We start from the raw sequence: 20,278 nt of genomic DNA on the forward strand, positions 1-20,278 counted from the left end.
GCTCGGGCCGCTTGAACAGCCGATCAGCGATCCTCGAGGTCAGCGCCGTGAGCTCGGTATCCCAGGACACGACCAGATCGTAGGTGAGGCACAAGATCACTCGCAGACCATCACCGATACACCAGCAGTCACGCTGGCGAACGACTTAAAGATCTACCGATGTAGTACAGGTACCGGGTCCTGCTCGGCAACAAGTTCTGGGTAGCGGTTCAATGACCTATTTCGGGGACGTCGTCGGAGCGGCGTCCCCGAAATACCGCCTTCCAGCAGGAGAAAATGAATGAGACAGTCGGAGAGGCTTTGGCACCTCGCCTACAAGTACCGCATGGGGATGTCTTTCCATGGTCTGTGGGTGGAGAACACCGACCTTGCCCAAGTTGCCGCGCAGATCGGCGCGGACCCCGCATCAGGAGTCATGTGCAAATGGGAAGACCTGGCCAGAGGGTTGGATATCGGCGAAAATACCCGTCTTGCATGGATGGGAAGTATCAACAACAGCTGGACGCAGATCGTGGGCGACCCAACGCCGTTCGACGCTTTGCCCGCCTTATCGGCTGGAAATCGTCGCGCTCTGCGGGTCGCCTGGACGGTTGATGGTGTCCACGACATCTACTATGCGGTTGGCGGACACTACGTCACCGCCTTCGGCGTGACAAAGCCGGATGCACGCAAGGGTCAAGACCCGCACGCGCTCGACAGTTACGCCACCGGCCTCCAGTTCGATATCCAAGACGCCTCCTGGGAAAGCGATCCCGATCTATTGCCGGGTTGGCATGAATACTCCGCCTGGAAGGAGACGCTCTACGACTTGCCAGACGACGACATGGTCGACGACGCGTACGAGAGCATGCCGCCAGAATGGAGCCACCTGCTGGATCTCTCTCTGAACGGCTACAGCCCGCAATTGGCCACATGTATCACGTCGGCGCTGATTCTCGTAGGGCGCGTAACCGGCCGGGAACTCGACGAGACGTGGATGGAGGGTCACCACACCCGATACACCATCAGCTGAACCGCGAGGTGCAAGGTGCCCGCGCTTGTCCTGAAGCGGCCAGGGCACCTGCACGATCTCATGACTCAGCAGGAGCAAGACCCGCCCAGGGGGCTGCTGGCATACTGGCGTGTCTCTACGGGCAACTTTCCCCAGCACTCCGGACACTTGGCGTGACCTCGTCCACCGATCGAGTGCAAGCCACAGCTGACATCCGTCGGCGCACACCGCGAAGGAGGGAATGCCACAGACGGCAGAGATTCATGTGCAGATCAGCAGGCGATGCGGCTTTGTCGATGCGGAGACGGCGCCGGTTGTCACCTGCGACCACGGTACGAATCCACGCCACCATGCAGACTGCGCTGAACGCAACGGTGCGCGCCCGGTTGGTTTCGGTCAACCCGGCCAACGATGCCGAGTTGCCCCATCCCCGGCGACGCATCCGGTGGTCCGGACCGCCGGGCGGACCGCCCGACGGCAGCAGCGCGAAGAGCGTCGACCGTAGCGGTCAGGACTAAACAGCAGTTTGCGACCTTCCTGGCCGGTGTCACGCAGGACCGCCTGTATGCCGCCTGGTGGCTGGCCGCGCTGCGCGGCCTGCGCCGGGATGAGCTGACCGGGCTGCGCTGGACGGACATCGACCTGCAGACTGCGGAGCTGGCGGTCACGTAGCAGCGAGTGCACGCCGACGGCCAGGTCGTGGTCGGGCCACCGAAAAGCGCCGCCAGTTGCCGGGTGGTGGCCCTGGATGCGGAGACCGTACGGGGGCTGACCCGGCACTATGAGCGCCAAGGGGAACTGAGCGCGGCGGCGGTCACCCGCTGACGAGACTCGGGCTACGTGTTCACTACCGTGGATGGGGTGCCGTTGCGGCCGGACTACCTCACTGGCCGGTTCCGCCGGCTGGTGGCCGCCTCCGGACAGCCACCTATCCGGCTGCACGACCTGCGACATGGCGCCGCCACCCAGGCGCTGGCCGCGCACACCGACCTGAAGGTGGTGCAGGCCAAGCTCGGGCATGCCAGCATCGTGCTGACCGCAGACACCTACGTCTCGGTGCTGCCAGAGGTGGCCCACCACGCGGCCCGGGAAACGGCCCCGGCTGGTGCTGAAAGCCGCGTCCGCGCTGGAGCGGCCACTCGGCGGCTGACTCAGCTTCGCCTCACATCTGCCCCAGGCCGCGCCGGCGCGCGGACACAGCTGAGGTTTCCGCTAGTGAAAAGCGCGCCCTGCAGGATTCGAACCTGCGACCGTCGGATTAGAAGTCCGGTGCTCTATCCAGCTGAGCTAAGGGCGCTCCCGCCTTATTGTGCATGATCCGGCGACATGTCACGCACACGTTTTCCTCGTGTCAGTCTGTCAGGCCGATCACACCCCACATGAGCAGCGTGCCGAGGACGGTGGCCGTGAGCGTCCAGCCGGTGGAGCGGCGGGGCGTGTGGGCCTCTGGGAGGATATCGGAGGTGGCGAGGTAGAGGAGGAAACCGGCGAAAAGGCCGAGGTAGGCGCCGAGGATGCCGTCGGGGATGGCGAGGAGGACGGTGAGGGTGGCGCCGGCCACCGGGGCCAGGGCGTCCAGGGTGAGGAGGGTGAGGGCGCGGCGGCGGGTGTTTCCGTACAGGGAAGTGATCGTGTACGTGTTGAAGCCGTCCGTGAAGTCGTGAGCGATTACTCCTATCGCCACTGCCACCGCCAGGGAGGCGTCGGTCTGGTAGGCGGCGCCGATGGCGGCCCCGTCCAGGAGGCTGTGGATGACCAGGGTCGTGCCGGCGGTCAGGCCTACGCCTGGGCGGTGGCGTGTATGGGTGGTGGTTTCCGTGGGGGCGTGGGCGTGGTGGTGGGTGGCGTAGTCGGACTCGTGGGTGGCGTGCATCGCGACCGAGCGTTCCACGATGTGGATGGCGAGGAAGGCCAGGGCGAGGGTCAGCATCGGTACGGGGACGCCGTGCACGTCGTACGAGTCCGCTGCCAGTGCCTCCGGGAGCAGGTCGAAGGCCACCACGCCGAGCATGATGCCGCCCGCGAAGCCGAGGACGAGGTGGCGGCGGCCGCCGATGCGGTCCGCGACGAACCCGCCCAGGAGTGTCATGACGAAGGCCGCCAGCGACAGGAGGATCGGCATGAGGTCGCAGGGTAGCGGGATCGGCTTGGGTGGGGCGGGTTCGGAGCGGGTCGGGCGAGGGTGGGGCGAACGGGACTGAGAAGGCAGGTAAGGGCTGAGGAGGTGCCCGCTACCGGAGTGTCCCGGCAACTCACCGACCCACCGGCTCGCCGGCTCACGCGGGTGGGGTCGTGGGTCCGGAATGAGCGGACGCGGGCGGGTGAGCTGGGTCGGAAAGTGGACGTGGGTGGGGTTACGGCCTCGGGGCAAGGCGGGCGCGGGTGGGGCAGCGGGTCAAAGCGCGGGGGCGGATGGGATTGCGGGTCCAGGGCAACGCGGGTGCGGGTGGGGTTGCAGGGGTGGGGTGGGTGGGGTGGTGGGGGCGGAAATGGGGGTTTCGGTCTGGGGGTTGGTGGGGAAAGGGCGGGCGGGGGCGTGCGGGCGGGGCTAAGCTGTCTTGGCATGGTCGCGACGCTCCTGCATGAGATTCCCCTGCAGGGCGGGGATGTGACAGACGGGGTGGTGCGCGTCGGAGACACCGTGCGCAGACCGGCCAGTACGTCGACGCCCGCCGTGCACGCCCTGCTCAGACACCTTGAGGCCGCCGGGTTCGACGGGGCTCCCAGGGTGCTGGGGTTCGATGGGTTCGGGCGCGAGGTGCTTACTTTTCTTCCTGGTACGACCGGGTTGCGGCTGGAGAGCGTGAGTGATGAAGCGCTGGCCGGGTTGGCGGAGTTGGTGCGCCGGTTTCATGATGCGACCGTGGGGTTCCCGCTGACCATGGAGGGGTGGGAAGGGGGGTCGAATGACGACACAGCGCCGGAAGTCATTGGGCATTGTGATCTAACGCCGGAAAACGTGATATTTCGCGCCACTGACCCTGCCTCCCCCTACGCGCTCATCGACTTCGACCTGGCAAGGCCCACGACCAGGCTCTTCGACATCGTCACCACCCTCCGCCATTGGGCGCCCATCGCCGACCCCGTTGACCGCACGCCGCTGCTCCGCGCGGTGGACGTAGGTGCGAGGTTGCGGCTGTTCTGCGACGCGTACGGCCTGCCGCCCCGCGACCGGCGGCGGCTGCTGGAGCTGGCCAGGCTGCGTTTCCACCGCTCGTACACGGTCATGCGCACCCGCGCCTCCTCCGGTGGCAACTGGGCCAAGATGTGGTCGAGCGGGGCAGGTGAGCGCATCCGGCGAGCCGCGGCATGGCTGGATGTGCACGAAGATGAGCTTCATGCGCATTTGGTGTGATCCTCTCGGCCTGGCCCTCGGCGTGGCTCTTGACCGGATTTTTGGTGATCCGAGAAGTTCCGCCCATCCCGTCGCTGTGTTCGGGCGGGCTGCGGGGCGGCTGGAAGGTGTGCTGTACAAGGACGACCGGGCACGCGGGGTCGTGCACGTCGCGGTGTGTGCCGGCGGGGCGGCGGCGCTCGGCGTGCTGGCGGTCCGGATTGCGCCGCATCGTGCCGTACGTACGGGACTGACCGCCCTGGCCACCTGGGCCGTGCTCGGCGGCACCACGCTCGCCCGGGAGGGCGAGTACATGGCGGACGCGCTGGAGGACGGCGACCTCGAACGCGCCCGCGAACGCCTCCCCCACCTGTGCGGGCGCGACCCGCGGCACCTGGAGGCGTCCGAGCTGGCGCGGGCCACGGTGGAGTCGCTGGCCGAGAACACCTCCGACGCCGTCGTGGCGCCGCTGCTCTGGGGGGCGGTGGCGGGGGTGCCCGGGCTGCTGGCGTACCGGGCGATCAACACGCTGGACGCCATGATCGGGCATCGTTCACCCCGGTACGAGCGGTTCGGCTGGGCGGCGGCCAAGCTCGACGACCTGGCCAACTACGTCCCGGCACGGCTCACCGGCGTGCTCACCGTGCTGACCGCGCCCGACCCCGGCGGGGCGCGAGCCGTGCTGCGCCGGGACGGGCACCGCCATCCGAGCCCGAACGCGGGCCGGTGCGAGGCCGCGTTCGCCGGCGGGCTGGGGGTGACGCTGGGCGGCACCAACGTCTACGAGGGCAGGACCGAGGAGCGGCCCACCATGGGTGACGGGCCGCGGCCGCAGGTCGAGGACATCAGGCGGGCGGTCAGGCTGACCCGGGCGGTGGGGCTCGCCGCCGCAGGAGTCGCCGTCGTCACGGCCTGGGGGCTACGCCGCCTCACCCGCCCTTGACCCCCGCCATCATCATGGCTTGGGCGCTCCGCCGCCTCACCCGCCCCCGAGCATCGCGGACCGAGGAAGGGCGCCCCCGCGGCCCGGGCAGGGGGCGCCGAACGGGTCACATGACGCGGTTGAGGTTGAGGACGAGCCAGACCACGAAGATCGCGATGAGCGTGATGCCGACCAACGACTTCGCGGCGTTGTTGGCGACGACTTTCCTGGCCGTGACCTGCTTGGCGCTCTGCTTCCACACCTGACGCATGAGGATCATCGTCTGGAAGCGGCGACCGAGGGCGAACACGGCGATGGCGATGAGGATGAAGAGGATGACACGGCCGTCTGCAGGTTCCACGGGCTTTCCCCCCTGTGGTCCTTTGGAACTCCCTGATCCCCCGAAACTTGAAGGCACAGAATACTCGCACGACCGCGTTTCGTGACGGTGATTATTCGTCGAGATCGACCACGATCGGCGCGTGATCGGACGGGCCCTTCCCCTTGCGGGCCTCGCGATCGACATACGCCGACCGCACCCGCCCCGCGACGTCCGCGCTGGCGTAGACGAGGTCGATGCGCATGCCCTTGTTCTGGTGGAACATCCCGGCCCGATAGTCCCAGTACGTGAACGGGTGCGGCCCCTTCATCGGCGTCGGCACCACGTCGTGCAGCCCCAGCTCGCGCAGGGAGGCGAGGGCACGGCGTTCGGGCGGCGTCACGTGGGTGGCGCCGGCGAAGAGGGAGGGGTCCCAGACGTCGGCGTCGGTCGGGGCGACGTTGTAGTCGCCGCAGGCCACCAGCGGGCCGCCGGGCAGCTCGGCGGCCAGCGCGTCTCTTAGCGCGGCGAACCAGGCCAGCTTGTACGCGTAGTGGGGCGAGTCGACGGTACGGCCGTTGGGCGCGTACAGGGACCAGACCCGCAGCCCGCCGCAGGTGGCGCCGATCGCGCGGGCCTCGGGACGGGCGGCGCCGACCCCGTCGAGCTCGCCGAAGCCCGGCTCACCGGGGAAGCTCGGCGTCACCTCGTCCAGGCCGATCCTGGACAGCACGGCGACCCCGTTCCAGCGGCCGTCGCCGTGCGCGGCGGCGGCGTAGCCGAGCGCGCCGACCTCCGCCACCGGGAACGCCTCCGCGGCGCACTTGGTCTCCTGGAGGCAGACGACGTCGGGCTCGACGGCGGCCAGCCAGTCGAGCAGGCGGGGCAGCCGTGCCTTGACCGAGTTCACGTTCCACGTAGCCAGGCGCATCCTCCCAGCCTGCCACGCCACCCCCGGATCAGGCGTCGAGGGCTTGCCGGATCCTGGCGGCCAGGGCGGCGGCCTCCTCGGGGGTGTGCTCGACGACGCCGTTCTCCGCCATCAGCGCGTGGTACTGCTGCCGCTCGTACGGCACGCCGGGCGGCAGGGCGGCGATGTGCCAGTGCAGGTGGGCGTTGCCCTGCTGGCTGCCCAGGGACAGCAGGTACGTGCGCTCGCAGGGCACGCTCGCCTCAAGGGCCAGGGCGACCCGGCGCACGACCCGCATCACGGCCAGGAACCGGTCCTCCGTGAGGTCGCGGACGACGTGCTCGACGTGGGTCTTCGGCGCCACGAGGACGTAGCCGGGCAGGGAGGCGAAGCGGGCGAGGAACGCGATGTGCTCGCCGTCCTCGTAGACGACCTCCTCGGGCTGTGCGGGGTCGCGGGCGACGATGCCGCAGATGAAACACGGCCCCGTACGGGAGCGCCGGATGTAACTCTCCACATCGAACGGCACCCGTTTGATGGGTTCTGTCATGAAGTGATCATGTCAGCAACAGGAGCCGGGCGGCAGCGTGGAGGGGGTACGCGGCCACCCGGCGGTCTCACGGCGTCAGCGGCTGGTCCAGAGCGGCTTGTTCGCCTTGGAGTAGATGATGATCCGCCCGTCGTCGGTCACCGCGAGCCAGGCGCCGGGGTTGCCGGCCGTCTTGGTCGTCCACAGCGCCTTGTCGTCCCGGCCGACGACCACCCAGTTGCCCTCGGCCTGCATGATCGAGCGCGCGCCGGGGTGCCCGGCCGTGGGGGTGGTGAACAGGCCGCGCTGCCCGTCGTACAGCACCGCGTTGCCCTCGTCCTGCTGGATCAGCCGGTAGCGGCCGTTGGCCGACTGCACGACCTCGCCCGGCCGCAGCACGTGGCCGGAGGGCAGCTTGCCGATGTACGCCTTCGACGACCACAGCGGCTTGTCGTCCCTGGAGTAGATCACCAGGTTGCCGCTCTGCTTGGGCAGCAGCAGGTACGCGCCGGGGTTGCCGGCGGTCGGCGTGGACCACAGCGGCTTGTTGCCGGGCCCGTAGATGACGAGGTTGCCCTCCTTCTGCATGGTGGCGCGCGCGCCGGGGTGCCCCGAGGTGGGCGAGGTCCACAGGGCCTTGGTGCCGTCGTAGAACACCAGGTTGCCCTGCGCCTGCTGGACGAGCTTGAACCGGCCGGAGGTCAGCGCCTGCCCGGGCAGCAGCCACTGGCCGGGCAGGAGCCGGTCCTTGGCGGCGGCCTGGACGGTGCCGGCGGTGGCGGTGGCGGTGGTGGCGGTGGTGGCGGCGGCGGTGGCCGGCTGCGTCAAGGCGGTGACGGCGACCGGTCCCGCGAGGAGCGCGCCGGCCATGGCGGCGATCGCGGCCTTCTTCGTGATCAACTTTCGTCTCTTCCTTGTATGGGCCTGCATCGGTGAAGCCACAGAACCTGGCACGGGGCGTTGGCGTTCCCTTGGTGCGCACCCTCTGAAGTCGTGTTTAGTCCGTATTTAGTGGGGTGCAGCATGCTGCTCTGGATGGATCGCATGGAGTTTCGCCTGCTCGGGTCCATTGACGCAGGTGTCGGGGGACGCCGCCTGGAGCTCGGGCCGCGTAAGCGTCGTTATGTCCTGGCCGCGCTGCTGCTGGACCTGAACCGTCCGGTGCCGGTGGAGCGGCTGATCGATGCCGTGTGGGACGGCGCTCCCCCGGACAGTGCGCGGATCACCGTGCAGGGACACGTGTACCGGCTGCGCCGCGCGCTCTGCGGCGCCCGGCTGGAGACCACCTCGTCCGGTTACGTCCTGATGGCCGACCCCGACGAGGTGGACGCGCTGCGCTTTCGCCGGCTGGTCGCCGCGGCGCGCGGGGCGGACGACGCGGCGGGGGCCGACCTGCTGGAGGAGGCGCTCGGGTTGTGGCGGGGGCCGGCCCTGGGCGGGCCAGGGGGCGGCAAGGAGCTGGAGATGGCGGCCATCGAGCTGGAGGAGGCGCGGCTGGCGGCCGTCGAGAACCTGGCCCGCCGGCTGCTGCGGCTGGGCCGGCCCGAGCGGGCCGTCGCGCCGCTGCGCTCGGTCGTGTCGGCCGCGCCGCACAGGGAACGGCTGGTGTCGCTGCTCATGACGGCCTTCTCCCGGCTGGGACGCCAGGCCGAGGCATTGGAGCAGTACGAACGCACCCGCCGCTGGCTGGCCGACGAGCTCGGCATCGACCCGACCCCCGAACTCCGCGACACCTTCACCACCCTCCTCAGCGCACAACCGTGAGCCCGGGGCCCGGCGCAGAGGCCAGGCGCGGAGGCCGCGGGGTCTGGCGCGGGGTGCTCATCCGAGCATGGCCGCAGCGGTCTCCGCGTCGAGGCGGTGGCCGTACGTGCGGTGCAGCTCGACCGCGCGGCGCGCGTCGCACAGGCGCTCGGGGCAGCAGCGGGCCAGCGCGGTCAGCGCCTGGCCCTCCAGCCGCCGCATCCCGTGCCGGACGGCGGCGTCGCGGGCCTCGCGGGCGTGCCCGGCCGCCTCCTCGGCCCGCCCGCCCTCCAGCAGGACCTCGGCCAGCCACAGGCGGGCGCGGGTGTCGAGGTGGGGGTGGGCCTGGTCGCGGTACTCGGCCAGCACCTCCGACAGCAGCGCGACCCGTTCGTCCAGGCCGGGCGTGGCGTCCACCCGGGCGAGCGTGGCGCGGGCCTCGGCCAGCTCGCTGCCCAGGCCGCGCTCGCGGGCGGCGCGTACGGCCCGCCTGGCCAGGTCGGCGGCGTGCTCGGTGTCGCCCTTGAGGTGGTACGCCATGGCGGCGCTGGACAGTGCCCCCGCGTTCCGCGCGCCGTGGGGGTGCTCCAGGCTCTGCTCGAAGAGCCGGACCGCCGCGTCCAGGTCGCCCAGCGCGAGGTGGACGTCGCCGAGCACCGCGTACGCCCTGGGCTGCCACCCGGGCGGCTGCCCCAGCGACCGGCGCAGGCCGATCGAGCGGACCTGCCGTTCGAGCGCCTCGCGCGGCCGCCCGGCCCACAGCAGCTTGATGGCGTAGTTCTCCAGCGTGGCGGCCAGCTTCAGCGACGGCTCGACCTTCTCCCACAGCCGGACGACCCGCTCGTGGGCGGCCATACTCTCCTGGAGGTCGCCGAGCCTGGCGCTGAGGGCGACGATGTTGGTCAGCGTCGCGAGCCTGCCGGTCTGCCAGCCGACCTCGTCATAGAGGCGGGCGGCTGCCTCGTAGTGGTGGATGGCCGGGCGGGGGTCGTCGAGCACGTAATGGGCGTTGGCCAGCGTGTGGTGCATGCCGGCCCGGCCGGCGGTGTCGCCCGCGCGGTCGGCCTCGGCCAGGGCGCGAGCGGCCAGCTTGACGATCACGTCGGGCGGGTGGCCGCCGTACATGAAGGCGCGCAGCGTCTCGGTGAGCCGCCACAACATGCGCCCCCGAGCGTGCTCGATCACGGCGAGCAGGTTGTGCTGCTCGGCGGTGAACCAGGCGCGGGCGGCGGCGAGGTCGGCGAACTCCGCGGCGGCGGCGCCGCGCGGCGGGTCGTCGGCGGTCAGCGGGAGCAGCTCGACCGTGGGCGCGAGCAGCGCGGCGGCGGCGCGGGCGGTGTGCAGATAGTACGCGTGCAGCCCCGCCGGATCGTCGGCGCCGCCGGTGCAGTGCTCGCGGGCGTAGAGGGCGACCAGGTCGTGCAGGCGGTAGCGGCCGGGCGCGTGCTCCTCGACGAGGTGGGCGGAGGCGAGCCTGGCCAGCAGCCGGGTGGCGGCGGCCGGGCCGGTGCCGGCCAGACCGGCGGCGGAGCGGGCGGTGAAGTCGCAGCCAGGGACCAGCCCGAAGCGCCGGAACAGCACCTGGGCGTCGGGCGGCAGCGCCGCGTACGAGCCGGCGAACGCGGTGGCGACCGTGGCCTGCGTGTCGCCCTCGACGGCCAGCGTGCTCCAGCGGTCGGCGTGCAGCTCCTCGATGTACGCACGCAGGCCGGCCCTGCCGAGCAGGTTGGCGCCGGCGATGGCCAGCGCCAGCGGCAGGTGGCCGCAGAGCTCGGCCAGCTCGGCGGCGGCCTCGGGGTCGGCGCTGATCGGGTCGCGGCCCACGAGGTCGGCCAGCAGGTCGCGGGACTCGGCCGGGGTGAGGGTGCCGAGGCGTACGCTCCGGGCGCCCTGCAACGCGAGGCCGCGCAGCGCGTCGCGGCTGGTCACGAGCACGCCGCAGGAGGAGCCGCCGGGCAGGAGGGGACGTACTTGGGCGGCGTCGGCGGCGTTGTCGAGCACGAGCAGCACGCGGCGGGTGGCCAGTGTGGAGCGGTACAAACCGAGCTGCTCGGCCGTCCCCGAGGGTGCGGGCACGCCGAGCGCGCCGAGCAGGCGGGGCAGCACCCGCTCGGGCGGCAGCGGCTCGCCCTGGCCATGACCGCCGAGGTCCACGTGCAGCTGGCCGTCGGGGTAGTCGGCGGCGACCCGGTGCCCGACGTGCACGGCCAGCGCGGACTTCCCGACGCCCGCCACCCCGGTCACCACCGCCACCCGGCCGTCCCGCAACAGCGCCAGCAGCCGCTCCACCTCGTCCCGCCGCCCGGCGAAGGCGGCCACGTCCCGCGGCAACTGCCGCGGCACGACCGGCCGGGGCCCCTCACCGACGCGCTCCGGCGGGCCGTCGGAACGGCCTCCCCCGACGGCGGGACGGCGCCGGTCAGCGGGATGACGCTCGTCGCCGACGCGCTGCGGGTCGCCGGGCGAACGGGGCGGCTCGTCGGGGCGGCGGCCTTCGACGATGCGCTGGTGGAGGTCGCGGAGCCGGGGGCCGGGGTCGACGCCCAGCTCGCCCGCCAGCAGCCGCTGCACCTCGTGGAAGAGCTCCAGCGCCTCGGCGGGCCGGCCGTCGTGCCAGAGCGCGGTCATGGCGAGCGCGTGCGGCGTCTCCCGCAGCGGCTCCTCGTCGCGCAGCTCCTGCAGCAGCGCGGACACCTCGCGGTGGCGGCCCAGCTCGATCAGCGCGGCGGCGTACTCCTCGACCAGGTCCCACCGCTCGCGTACGAGCGGCGCGCGGACGCGCTGCTCGACCCAGTCGGTGCCGAGCCCCTGCAGCGGCTGCCCGCGGAACAGCCCGAGCGCCCGCTCCCAGGCCGCGACGGCGTCGGAGGGCCGCCCGGACGCGCGGCCCTCGGCGGCCAGCCGCCGGAAGCGGACCAGGTCCACCTCGTCATCGGGCGTGACCAGCGCGTAGCCGGCCGTGCCGCTGGCGATGCGCTCCCCCAGGGTCTTGCGCAGCTGCGACACCTTGAGCTGGACGATGGTCTTCGCGGTCTTGGGCGGCTCGCCCTCCCACAGCGCCTCGATGAGCAGGCCGACCGGCACGTACGAGCCGTGCCTGGCCGCCAGCACGCCGAGCACGCACTGCTGCTGCGCCCCCTCGACGGGCACCGGAGCCCCGTCGTCGCACACCTCGACGGGGCCGAGCACGCGGATGTCCATCCCGACCGAGCATAATGGGCGCCCCCAAACTCAGGTCCTGGTGCGCTCGACCCCCACGGTGATCTCGTTGTTCAGCCGGCGGCCCAGCAGCAGCTCCAGGTCGTCGCCGCTCCAGAACCTGCCGGGGTCGTACCAGTTGGGCCGCCGCCCGGCGGGCAGCAGCCCCATCTCCTCGTACGTGATCGCCACGACCTCGGCGCAGTAGGCGCTCTCCAGGTTCCGCTGCTTCGTCAGCCGGCCCGGGATGCGCCCCCTGAACCAGCGGGCGGCCAGCCGGGCCGTGGACGGGAACGGCGTGCCGTCGAGCCTGGCGACCGTGCGCAGGGCGGCGTCCTCCATCTCGGGGGTGGCCTCGGGGTCGAGCTGGCGCAGCCAGGCGCGCTGGCCGTAGCGGTCGGCCCAGACGGTCACCGCGTCGCGCAGGTCGTGCAGCTGCACGCCGCGCTGGTGGGTGCCCGACCACAGGTCGGGCAGCGACCTGCCCAGCTCGGCGTGCCACATCATGGGGGGCAGGTCCTCGATGACGATCGCCATGCCCACGTGGTTGACCGGGCTGTTGGTCATCGTCTGGATGGCGCGGTCGGGGACGGAACGCCCGCGGAAGATCCACAGGTCGCCGGTCCGCGTCACCCGGACGGCCTCGTCGAGTGTCAGCACAGGGCTTAGCCTAGGCACCATGCGCTGGTGGAAGTGGCTGGGTTTGGCCGGAATCATGGGCGTCGCCGCCACGGGGGTGGTGATCGCGCGGGCCGAGCGGCGGCGCCGCGCGTACACACCCGAGGAGATCAGGGCGCGGCTGCGTGAGCGCGCCGGGGAGGCTCAGGCCGCTCAGCCCGACGGTTTGAGGTCGTAGACGAAGACCACGTCAGGGTAGGCGGGGTTGTCGTCGTAGCCCTGGATGCCGCCCAGGAAGGCGCGGCGCGACTTGACCACCCAGGGCATCGCGGCGGCGGCCCGCTGGTCGAGCACCCGTGCCGTGGCGCGCTCGTAGACGCGCTGCGCGGCCGGCTTGTCGGTCACGGTCAGCTCGGGCACGGTGTCGAGCATCGCGTCGAGCTGCTGGTCGTTGAGGTACGACAGGTTCATGACGGGCGGGTTGGCGCTGTGGAAGACCTGCCCGAAGTAGGAGTAGCCGTCGGCGTAGTCGGGCCACCAGTACATGACGAAGATGTCCTGGCCGCGTTTCTTGCCCAGCTCCCATTGGGAGTTCCAGTTCATGCCGCGCACTTCGAGGGTGACGTTGAGTGCGGCCAGCGCCTTGCGCAGCCGCCTGGCCAGCACCTCCTCGTCGGCCTCGCCCTCGCCGTAGGTGAGCACCAGCCGCAGCGGCTTGCCGCCGGGCCCGTAGCCGGCCTGCTGCAGCAGCCGGGTGGCGGTCGCGAGGTCCTGCTTGGGCACCCGGTTCGGCACGTGGCCGAGCAGCCCTTCCGGGACGACGCCGCTGGCCGGCATGACCGAGCCGCCGAGCGCCTTGACGATGCCCCGGTAGGGGACGGCCTTCTGGACGGCCTTGCGTACCCTGATGTCCTTGAGCGGCCCTGAGGCGGTGTTGAACAGCATCACGGCCGTGCTGAACGAGGGCCGGTCGGAGGTGCGCAGGCCGGGCGCGGCCTGGGCGCGCGCGAACAGCTCGGGGTCGAGCCTGTCGACGAAGCTGGCCTCGCCGCGCCGCAGCATCGAGTACGCCCGCTCGGGGTCGGGCACGACGCGGTACTTGATCGTGTTGTAGTGCGGTCTGTTCCACCCGCCCCAATAGCCGTCGTACGCGCTGAGCGTGAGCTCGTCCTCCTTGCCCTTGTTCCACCGCGTCACCGTGTATGGCCCTGACCCGGCGTCCCTGCCCTGCTGGAACCACTTGGTGAGGTCGGGGGCGGCCTTGGTGTCGTAGATGTAGGCGGCGTACCCGGCGGAGGCGACCAGGTCGAGCGGCACCGGATATTTCAGCGCGAACGTGACGGTCAGCGGCCCCTCGACCCGGATGGAGGAGACGGCGTCCCAGATGTAGCCGGCGCCGGCCTTGCCCTTGATCGTGCGCTCGATCGACGCCTTGACCGCCTCGGCGTCCAGCGGCCTGCCGGTGTGGAAGGTGACGCCGGAGCGCAGCGTGAACGTCCAGGTGCGGCCGTCGGCCGTGGAGCGCCACGAGGTGGCCAGGCGCGGCGCGGACTTCTTGGTGACGGGGTTCCAGTAGGTCAGGGTCTCGTAGACGTTCTGGAAGGCGATGATCTCGTTGGAGTAGGAGCGGCTCGGGTCCCACTCGGTGACGACGTCGGTGTTCTTGACGTAGACGAAAGGCGACTGGCCGGCCGGGGCCCGCTGCTCCTCCTGAGGCGGGGAGCAGGCCGCGAGCACCATCAGTGCGACGGCCGCTGCGAGTGGACGGCGCAACGCATCTCCCTCTGGTGGCCTGACGTACCCGGGAAACCTACTCCAAGATCAACCCGGAAGGCGCCACGGTGTCCAAAAGTGCCGAAAAATTGGGCATTCCGGTGATCGTATTGCTATCCTCGGGGCTTGTCCCGTCCGGGGTTGCCAGCAAGGGACCGACCGGAGTGAGGTGCCATGGGTCGTAGCCGAACGATCCGCATGAAGATCATCGGTCTCCTTCTGGTGCCGCTGGCCTCCATGGTGGTGTTGTGGGGGGTCATCACCGCCGTCACCGCTACCGAGAGCTTGGAGCTGCGACAGTACAAGACAGTCTGGACGAACCTGCGCCTTCCCGCGTACAAACTGATCAACGAGATTCAGCGTGAACGTCTCGTCTCGGCCCAGCTTCTCAAGAGCGCCGCGACCAAGACCGCCCTGGCCACGCAGCGCACGCGCACGGACGCCGCCCGGGAGTCGTTCAGGCAGCTCTCCAGCAACTCCAAGGACAGATCGGAAGAGATCCGCAAACAGGTGGACGCGGTGAACACGGCAATCGACAGGCTCGACGCGATCCGGGGAGAGATCGACACGGGCCTGTCCGACCGTCTGCACACCGTGGAGTCGTTCAACGCGATGATCGACACCCTGTTCGGGCTGCACCGGCGGGTCGCGCTGATCGACGACATCCCGATCTACGAGCAGTCGCGCGTGATCATCGACATGGGCTACGCCAAGGAGCTGCTGACCAGGGAGCAGGCCATCGGGCTCGGCACGCTGGAGCCGGCCGAGCGGCGGCTGTTCACGCAGATCGTCGGCAACCGGCGCTTCCTGCTCGACCAGGGCCTGGCCGAGCTGGACCCGGAGCTGCGCGACCCCCAGGTCGCCCTCATCACCTCGCCCGCCTACCAGCGGATGCGGATGATGGAGGACCAGATCATCGCGGGCGGGTCCGCCAGGAGCTGGCTGGGCACGACGGAGGTGCTGGCCAGGGCCTTCCACGAGGCGCAGATGCGGGCCAGCACGACGCTCAACCAGCGCGCCGACCCGATCGCGGACCAGGTGCTCGTGCGGGCGCTCGCGCTCGCGGGCACCGCGCTGGTGATGGTGATCGTGTCGATCGCGTTCTCGCTGCGGCTGGGCGACCGGCTGTCGAAGGAGCTGGCCGCGCTGCGGCTGGCCGCGCTCGAGGTGGCCCAGGAGCGGCTGCCGCACGTGGTGGCCAAGCTGCGCAAGGGCGAGAAGGTCGAGATGCCGGAGCTGTCGGTGGCGAGCACCACGGTCGAGATCGACGACGTGGGGCAGGCGTTCTCCACCGTGCAGCAGACCGCGGTCGAGGCCGCGGTCGGGCAGGCGCAGCTCAGCGAGGGCGTGGGGCACGTCTTCCGCAACCTCGCCAGGCGCAGCCAGACGCTGCTGCACCGCCAGCGCATCCAGCTGGCGGACATGCAGCACCGCGCCACCGACCCCGAGCAGCTCGACGACCTGTTCAAGCTCGACCACCTCACCACCCGCATGCGCCGGCACGCCGAGGGCCTGATCATCTTGTCGGGCGCCACGCCGGGGCGCGGGTGGAGCCGTCCGGTGCCGCTGCTCGACGTGGCGCGCGGCGCGGCGGCCGAGGTGGAGGACTACCAGCGCGTCGTCGTCGAGCCGATGCCCGGCCAGCGGCTGGCGGGGCCGGTGGTCGGGGACATGATCCATCTCATCGCCGAACTGATCGAGAACGCCACCGTCTACTCCCCCGCGCACACGTCGGTCATCGTGCGCGGCGAGGCGGCGGCCAGGGGCTTCGCCATCGAGGTGGAGGACCGCGGGTTCGGGATGGAGCCAGAGGAGCTGGCCGACTACAACGAGCGGCTGGCCAGCCCACCGGAGTTCGACCTGGCCGACAGTGACCGGCTCGGCCTTTTCGTCGTCTCGCGCCTGGCCGCCAGGCATGACATCCGCGTGACGTTGCGCGGTTCACCATATGGAGGGACCACCGCGATCGTGTTGATCCCGGAAGAGCACGTGGCCGAACCCGAACCCGAGGCCGAGGCTCCGAAGAAGGAGCCGGTCCGCCCGATGCGGGTGGTGCGAAGTGACTGAAGAGCGCTGGCTGGACGAGGACGCGGGTCCGATCGTCCCCGCCTATCTGCTGACCAGGGGCCGTACGGTGCCCGCGAGCGAGGCCATCGACCTCATCGCGGTGATCATCACGGCGGGCGGCCTGGCGCCGCCGCGCGGCCTCGACCCCGAACATCTGATCATTCTGCAGAAGTGCACCCAGCCCACCCGGCTCGTGGACGTCGCCGCCGAGCTGAACCTGCCGATCGGCGTGGTCCGGGTCCTGGTCGGCGACCTGCACGCCCAGCAGCTCGTGCAGGTCGAGCTGCCGCCGCCCGCGCCGGACGCGAAGGTGCTGCTCGAGGTCATCAGCGGCCTCAAAGCGCTGTGACGGCCGCCTGAACCCCTCACGGGGTCTCAGGCGGCTTCATGCTGCCAGGACGTCCTCGGCCCGGTGACAGGCCACCTGGCGGCCGCCCAGGTCCCGCGGCTCCGGCGCCTGCTCACACCTCTCGACCGCCATCGGGCAGCGCAGCCGGAACGGGCAGCCCGTCGCCGCCGGCACCGCCTCCGTCCTCCCCCTCGCCTGCGGCGGCTCCCCTCCCAGCTTCGGTACGGCGTCGCGCAGCGCCCTGGTGTACGGGTGCGCCGGGCTCTTCAGCAGCTCGGCGGTCGGCCCCGACTCGACCACCCGGCCCGCGAACAGCACGTGCGAGGTCCTGCAGAGCCGCTCGACGACGGCCAGGTTGTGGGTGATGAGCAGGCGCTCGGTGTCCAGGGACGCGAGCAGGTCGAGGACCCTGGCCTGGACGGTGACGTCGAGCGCGCTCGTGGGCTCGTCGAGGATGAGCAGGCGGGGGCCGACGGCCAGGGCGCGGGCGATCACCACGCGCTGGCGCTGGCCGCCGGAGAGCTGGTGGGGGCGGCGGTCGGCCAGCTCGGGGGCGAGGCCGACCTGTTCGAGCAGTTCGCCGGCGCGGGCGCGCTCGGCGCGCGGGAGCGCCTCGGCGATCGAGCGGCCGACGCGCATCCTGGGGTCGAGGGCCTCGGCCTGGAAGACGGGCTGAACGTCCTTCCTGAACGCCCTCATGTCCACTTTTTTCAGCGTTTGGTCGCCGTACCAGATATTTCCGGACATTGGGGTGAGGAGGCCGAGGAACGCGCGCGCCAGCGTGGTCTTGCCCGACCCGCTCTCCCCGATCAGCCCCACGCCGCCCTCGCTGATCTCCAGGCTGACGTCGTGGACGACCGGGCGGCGGGCGTACCCGAGGGTCACCCGCTCCGCCCTGAGCACGGGTCCTGTCACGGCAGCGCCTCCAGCAGCTCGCGGGTGTAGGGATGGGACGGCTCGGCCAGCACCCGTGCGGCCGGCCCCGACTCGACCACCGCGCCGTCCTTCATGACGAGCACCCGGTCGGCGATCGTCGAGACCAGGGCGAGGTCGTGGGAGACCAGCAGCAGCGCGAGGCCGCGTTCCGCGCGCAGCCGGCGCAGCACGCCGACCACCTCGGCCTGCACGGTCACGTCGAGCGCGCTGGTGGGCTCGTCGGCGAGGATCACCTCGGCGCCCAGGGCGATGGCGAGCGCGATGGCGAAGCGCTGCGCCTGGCCTCCGGAGACCTCGTGCGGGTAGCGGCGCAGGATCGCGGGGTCGAGCAGCACCGCCTCGACGGCCTCCGCCATGGCCCGCTCGGAGTCGTCGCGGCCGTGCAGCCGCAGCGCGCGGCGCATCAGCGTGCCGAGCCTGGTGGCGGGGCTGAGCGCGGCCTGGGGCGACTGCATGACCAGGGCCGCCCTGGCGCCGCGCAGCTCGCGCAGGGCCTTCTGCGAGGCCGTCATGACGTCCACGCCGCACACCTTGACCTGCCCCGAGACCTCGGCGTGCTCGGTGAGCCCGAGCAGCGAGAGCAGCGTCGTGGACTTGCCGGAGCCGCTCTCCCCCACGATCGCCACGCACTCCCCGGCGGCGACGTCCAGCTCCGGCACCTCGGCGACCGGCCGGCCGCCGTAGCTGACCCGCAGGTCGCGTACCTCGATCACCTGACCGCCCTCCGCGGGTCGAGCGCGTTGCGCAACCCCTCGCCCAGCACGTTGAACGCGAACGCCGTCACCAGGATCGCGAGACCTGGGAAGGTGACCACCCACCAGTTCGTGGTGAACAGCGTCTGCCCCTGCTGCACCATCAGCCCCCACTCCGCCGTCGGCTCCTGCGCGCCCAGCCCCAGGTACGACAGCGCCGCCGAGGTCAGGATCACCCCGCCCGCGTCCAGCGAGATCTGCACCAGGACCGGCGTGAGCGAGTTCGGCAGCACGTGCCGCAGCATGATCAGCGGGGCCGGCACGCCGAGGCAGCGGGCGGCGTCCACGTAGGGGCGGGTGGCGATCGAGGCGGCCACGGACGCCGACAGGCGGGTGTACCAGGGCCACCAGGTCGCCGCGATGGCCAGGATGACGGTGTTGACGCTGGGCTGCAGCACGACCGCGAGCGCCAGCGACAGCAGCAGCGCGGGGAAGGCCAGGAAGACGTCCGTGACCCGCATGATCACGTCCCTGATCCAGCCGCCCGCGTAGCCGGCGACCACGCCGAGCGTGACGCCGACCACCGCCGACACGGCCAGCACCGCCACGGCGATGAACAGCGAGGTGCGGCCGCCGTACAGGATCCTGGTGAGCACGTCGCGGCCGACCTGGTCGGTGCCGAACCAGTGCGCGGCGCTCGGCTCCATCAGCCGCTCCAGCGGGCGCGGATCGTCCGCCGGGTACGGCGCCAGCCACGGCGCGAGCACCGCGGCCAGCACGACGAGCACGATGAGCACGGCGCCGAACGCGGCGAAGCGGTCGGGGACGCGCGGCAGCGTGCGCCGCAGCGGCTGCGCGTCCTGAGTCTGCTCCTTGGTGCTCATCGGGTCCTCGTTCTGGGGTCGACGAAGCCCTGGAGGATGTCCACGACCAAGTTGGCGAGGACGTAGACCAGGGCGACGAGGAGGGTGACGCCCGCGATGGCCGGGGTGTCCAGCGAGCGGATCGACTCGGCGGCGTAGCGGCCCAGGCCGGGCCAGTTGAAGACGGCCTCGACGAGGAAGCCGTTGACGATCGCGTACGCGAAGACGAGGGCGATGAGCGACAGCACCGGGTTGAGCGCCGGCCGCAGGGCGAACGTGGTCAGGATGGACGTCTCGCCGAACCCGAGCGCCCGCTCCAGCCTGGCGTGGTCCTGCCCCGACTCCTCGATGAGCGCGGCCCTGGTCATCTGGGCGATCACGCCCGCCGGATAGGCGGCCACGACCAGGGCGGGCAGCACGAGGTGCTCCAGCGTGCTGGTGAGGATGGGCCAGTTGCCGGTGATGAGGGCGTCGACGGCGGTGATGTTCGTCCAGAGGGTGAGCGGGCTGGTGGTGTCGAGCGAGGAGTCGTACTCGCCGGCGACGGGGAACCAGCCGAGGTTGCTGGCGAAGACCGTCTGGAGTGCCAGGGCCAGCCAGAAGACGGGGACGGAGACGGCCAGCATGCTGCCCAGCCGTACCCCGAAGTCCGGAAATCTCGTCTTGTAGCGGGCGGCGAGCACGCCGAGCGGGATGCCCGCCGCGATCGCCAGCAGCAGCGCCGCCCCCACCAGCTCCAGCGAGGCGGGGAAGGCGAGATAGAGGTCGTCCAGCACCGGCTGCCTGGTGCGCAGGCTGATCCCCCAGTCGCCGCTCAGCAGGTCGCGTACGTAGGCCAGCAGTTGCATGGGCAGCGGGTCGTCCAGCCCGAACCGCGCCCGCGCCTCCGCGAGCTGCTCGGGCGTCGCCTTCGGCCCGGCGAAGGCGACCGCCGGATCGCCCGGCACCAGCCGCATGACCACGAACGTGAGCACGACCACGCCGGCCACGACCAGGAGGGCCTGGCCGAGCCGGCGGGTCAGGTAGCGGAGCAT

The 20,278-nt window shown here is 71.2% G+C and carries 19 protein-coding genes, 1 tRNA gene and 1 pseudogene; 8 read left to right on the forward strand and 13 right to left on the reverse strand.

All coding sequences use genetic code 11. From position 1 onward, the window contains the following. Nucleotides 1-352: 352 nt before the first annotated feature. On the forward strand, nucleotides 353-1,012 hold the full coding sequence (locus AB0K12_RS17160; protein ID WP_364561473.1) for a hypothetical protein: 660 nt from the start codon (nucleotides 353-355) through the stop codon (nucleotides 1,010-1,012). 819 nt (nucleotides 1,013-1,831) lie between these two features. Then, nucleotides 1,832-2,038, forward strand: a pseudogene (locus tag AB0K12_RS17165) (tyrosine-type recombinase/integrase); the annotation flags it as partial. Between the two features lie 176 nt (nucleotides 2,039-2,214). On the opposite strand, the gene AB0K12_RS17170 reads toward AB0K12_RS17165, so the two are convergent. Then, a tRNA-Arg gene (locus AB0K12_RS17170) sits at nucleotides 2,215-2,288 on the reverse strand. Between the two features lie 54 nt (nucleotides 2,289-2,342). After that, nucleotides 2,343-3,113, reverse strand: coding sequence for a ZIP family metal transporter (locus AB0K12_RS17175; protein ID WP_364561476.1), 771 nt, complete (start codon nucleotides 3,111-3,113; stop codon nucleotides 2,343-2,345). Between the two features lie 441 nt (nucleotides 3,114-3,554). Here AB0K12_RS17175 and AB0K12_RS17180 point away from each other — a divergent pair, with 441 nt between their 5' ends. Together AB0K12_RS17180 and AB0K12_RS17185 are read left to right on the forward strand one after the other, a co-directional pair. Further along, the gene (locus AB0K12_RS17180; RefSeq protein ID WP_364561479.1) at nucleotides 3,555-4,346 is read left to right on the forward strand and encodes an aminoglycoside phosphotransferase family protein; all 792 of its coding nucleotides are present in this window, start codon (nucleotides 3,555-3,557) and stop codon (nucleotides 4,344-4,346) included. Continuing rightward, a complete protein-coding gene (locus AB0K12_RS17185) occupies nucleotides 4,330-5,268 on the forward strand; it encodes a cobalamin biosynthesis protein (RefSeq protein ID WP_364561482.1) in 939 nt (312 codons plus the stop codon). The genes AB0K12_RS17180 and AB0K12_RS17185 overlap by 17 nt, the downstream gene beginning before the upstream one ends. 106 nt (nucleotides 5,269-5,374) lie before the next feature. Here the strand turns inward: AB0K12_RS17185 and AB0K12_RS17190 are convergent, their stop codons facing one another. From AB0K12_RS17190 to AB0K12_RS17205, 4 genes are all read right to left on the reverse strand, one after another. Then, nucleotides 5,375-5,608: a hypothetical protein gene (locus AB0K12_RS17190; RefSeq protein WP_364561485.1), complete on the reverse strand. Its 234-nt coding sequence runs from the start codon at nucleotides 5,606-5,608 to the stop codon at nucleotides 5,375-5,377. Nucleotides 5,609-5,699: 91 nt separating this feature from the next. Further along, complete coding sequence (locus tag AB0K12_RS17195) at nucleotides 5,700-6,497, reverse strand: exodeoxyribonuclease III (protein ID WP_364561488.1); 798 nt, start codon at nucleotides 6,495-6,497, stop codon at nucleotides 5,700-5,702. A gap of 28 nt (nucleotides 6,498-6,525) precedes the next feature. Continuing rightward, a complete protein-coding gene (locus tag AB0K12_RS17200) occupies nucleotides 6,526-7,026 on the reverse strand; it encodes an HIT family protein (protein WP_364561491.1) in 501 nt (166 codons plus the stop codon). A 75-nt stretch (nucleotides 7,027-7,101) separates the two neighbouring features. Beyond that, on the reverse strand, nucleotides 7,102-7,905 hold the full coding sequence (locus AB0K12_RS17205; RefSeq protein ID WP_364561494.1) for a hypothetical protein: 804 nt from the start codon (nucleotides 7,903-7,905) through the stop codon (nucleotides 7,102-7,104). A 135-nt stretch (nucleotides 7,906-8,040) separates the two neighbouring features. Here AB0K12_RS17205 and AB0K12_RS17210 point away from each other — a divergent pair, with 135 nt between their 5' ends. Beyond that, entirely contained in the window at nucleotides 8,041-8,769 is a 729-nt protein-coding gene (locus AB0K12_RS17210) for a BTAD domain-containing putative transcriptional regulator (protein ID WP_364561497.1), read from the forward strand. Between the two features lie 57 nt (nucleotides 8,770-8,826). Here the strand turns inward: AB0K12_RS17210 and AB0K12_RS17215 are convergent, their stop codons facing one another. Beyond that, nucleotides 8,827-11,949, reverse strand: a complete 3,123-nt coding sequence (locus AB0K12_RS17215; protein ID WP_364561500.1) for a BTAD domain-containing putative transcriptional regulator — start codon at nucleotides 11,947-11,949, stop codon at nucleotides 8,827-8,829. A 30-nt stretch (nucleotides 11,950-11,979) separates the two neighbouring features. Further along, nucleotides 11,980-12,627 (reverse strand): hypothetical protein, encoded by a 648-nt coding sequence (locus AB0K12_RS17220; protein WP_364561503.1) that lies wholly within the window; start codon nucleotides 12,625-12,627, stop codon nucleotides 11,980-11,982. Here AB0K12_RS17220 and AB0K12_RS17225 point away from each other — a divergent pair. Next, nucleotides 12,626-12,802: a hypothetical protein gene (locus tag AB0K12_RS17225; protein WP_364562719.1), complete on the forward strand. Its 177-nt coding sequence runs from the start codon at nucleotides 12,626-12,628 to the stop codon at nucleotides 12,800-12,802. The two genes, AB0K12_RS17220 and AB0K12_RS17225, sit on opposite strands and share 2 nt — an antisense overlap. On the opposite strand, the gene AB0K12_RS17230 is transcribed toward AB0K12_RS17225, so the two are convergent. Further along, entirely contained in the window at nucleotides 12,778-14,337 is a 1,560-nt protein-coding gene (locus AB0K12_RS17230; RefSeq protein WP_364561506.1) for an ABC transporter substrate-binding protein, read from the reverse strand. The genes AB0K12_RS17225 and AB0K12_RS17230 overlap by 25 nt on opposite strands. A 198-nt stretch (nucleotides 14,338-14,535) precedes the next feature. On the opposite strand from AB0K12_RS17230, the gene AB0K12_RS17235 reads away from it, so the two are divergent. After that, nucleotides 14,536-16,404: a nitrate- and nitrite sensing domain-containing protein gene (locus AB0K12_RS17235; protein WP_364561509.1), complete on the forward strand. Its 1,869-nt coding sequence runs from the start codon at nucleotides 14,536-14,538 to the stop codon at nucleotides 16,402-16,404. Next, nucleotides 16,397-16,753, forward strand: a complete 357-nt coding sequence (locus AB0K12_RS17240) for a DUF742 domain-containing protein (protein WP_106249159.1) — start codon at nucleotides 16,397-16,399, stop codon at nucleotides 16,751-16,753. The genes AB0K12_RS17235 and AB0K12_RS17240 overlap by 8 nt, the downstream gene beginning before the upstream one ends. A 36-nt stretch (nucleotides 16,754-16,789) precedes the next feature. On the opposite strand, the gene AB0K12_RS17245 is transcribed toward AB0K12_RS17240, so the two are convergent. From AB0K12_RS17245 to AB0K12_RS17260, 4 genes are read right to left on the reverse strand one after another with little or no spacing between them, the layout of a single operon-like run. After that, nucleotides 16,790-17,668: an ABC transporter ATP-binding protein gene (locus AB0K12_RS17245; protein WP_364561513.1), complete on the reverse strand. Its 879-nt coding sequence runs from the start codon at nucleotides 17,666-17,668 to the stop codon at nucleotides 16,790-16,792. Next, complete coding sequence (locus AB0K12_RS17250; protein WP_364561516.1) at nucleotides 17,665-18,402, reverse strand: ATP-binding cassette domain-containing protein; 738 nt, start codon at nucleotides 18,400-18,402, stop codon at nucleotides 17,665-17,667. Before AB0K12_RS17250 ends, AB0K12_RS17245 begins: the two co-directional genes overlap by 4 nt. Next, nucleotides 18,399-19,265, reverse strand: a complete 867-nt coding sequence (locus AB0K12_RS17255; protein WP_364561520.1) for an ABC transporter permease — start codon at nucleotides 19,263-19,265, stop codon at nucleotides 18,399-18,401. Before AB0K12_RS17255 ends, AB0K12_RS17250 begins: the two co-directional genes overlap by 4 nt. Further along, nucleotides 19,262-20,278, reverse strand: a complete 1,017-nt coding sequence (locus AB0K12_RS17260) for an ABC transporter permease (protein ID WP_364561523.1) — start codon at nucleotides 20,276-20,278, stop codon at nucleotides 19,262-19,264. The genes AB0K12_RS17255 and AB0K12_RS17260 overlap by 4 nt, the downstream gene beginning before the upstream one ends.

The organism is Nonomuraea sp. NPDC049419 (assembly GCF_040676995.1).
In the GTDB taxonomy this organism is placed as follows: Bacteria; Actinomycetota; Actinomycetes; order Streptosporangiales; family Streptosporangiaceae; genus Nonomuraea; species Nonomuraea salmonea.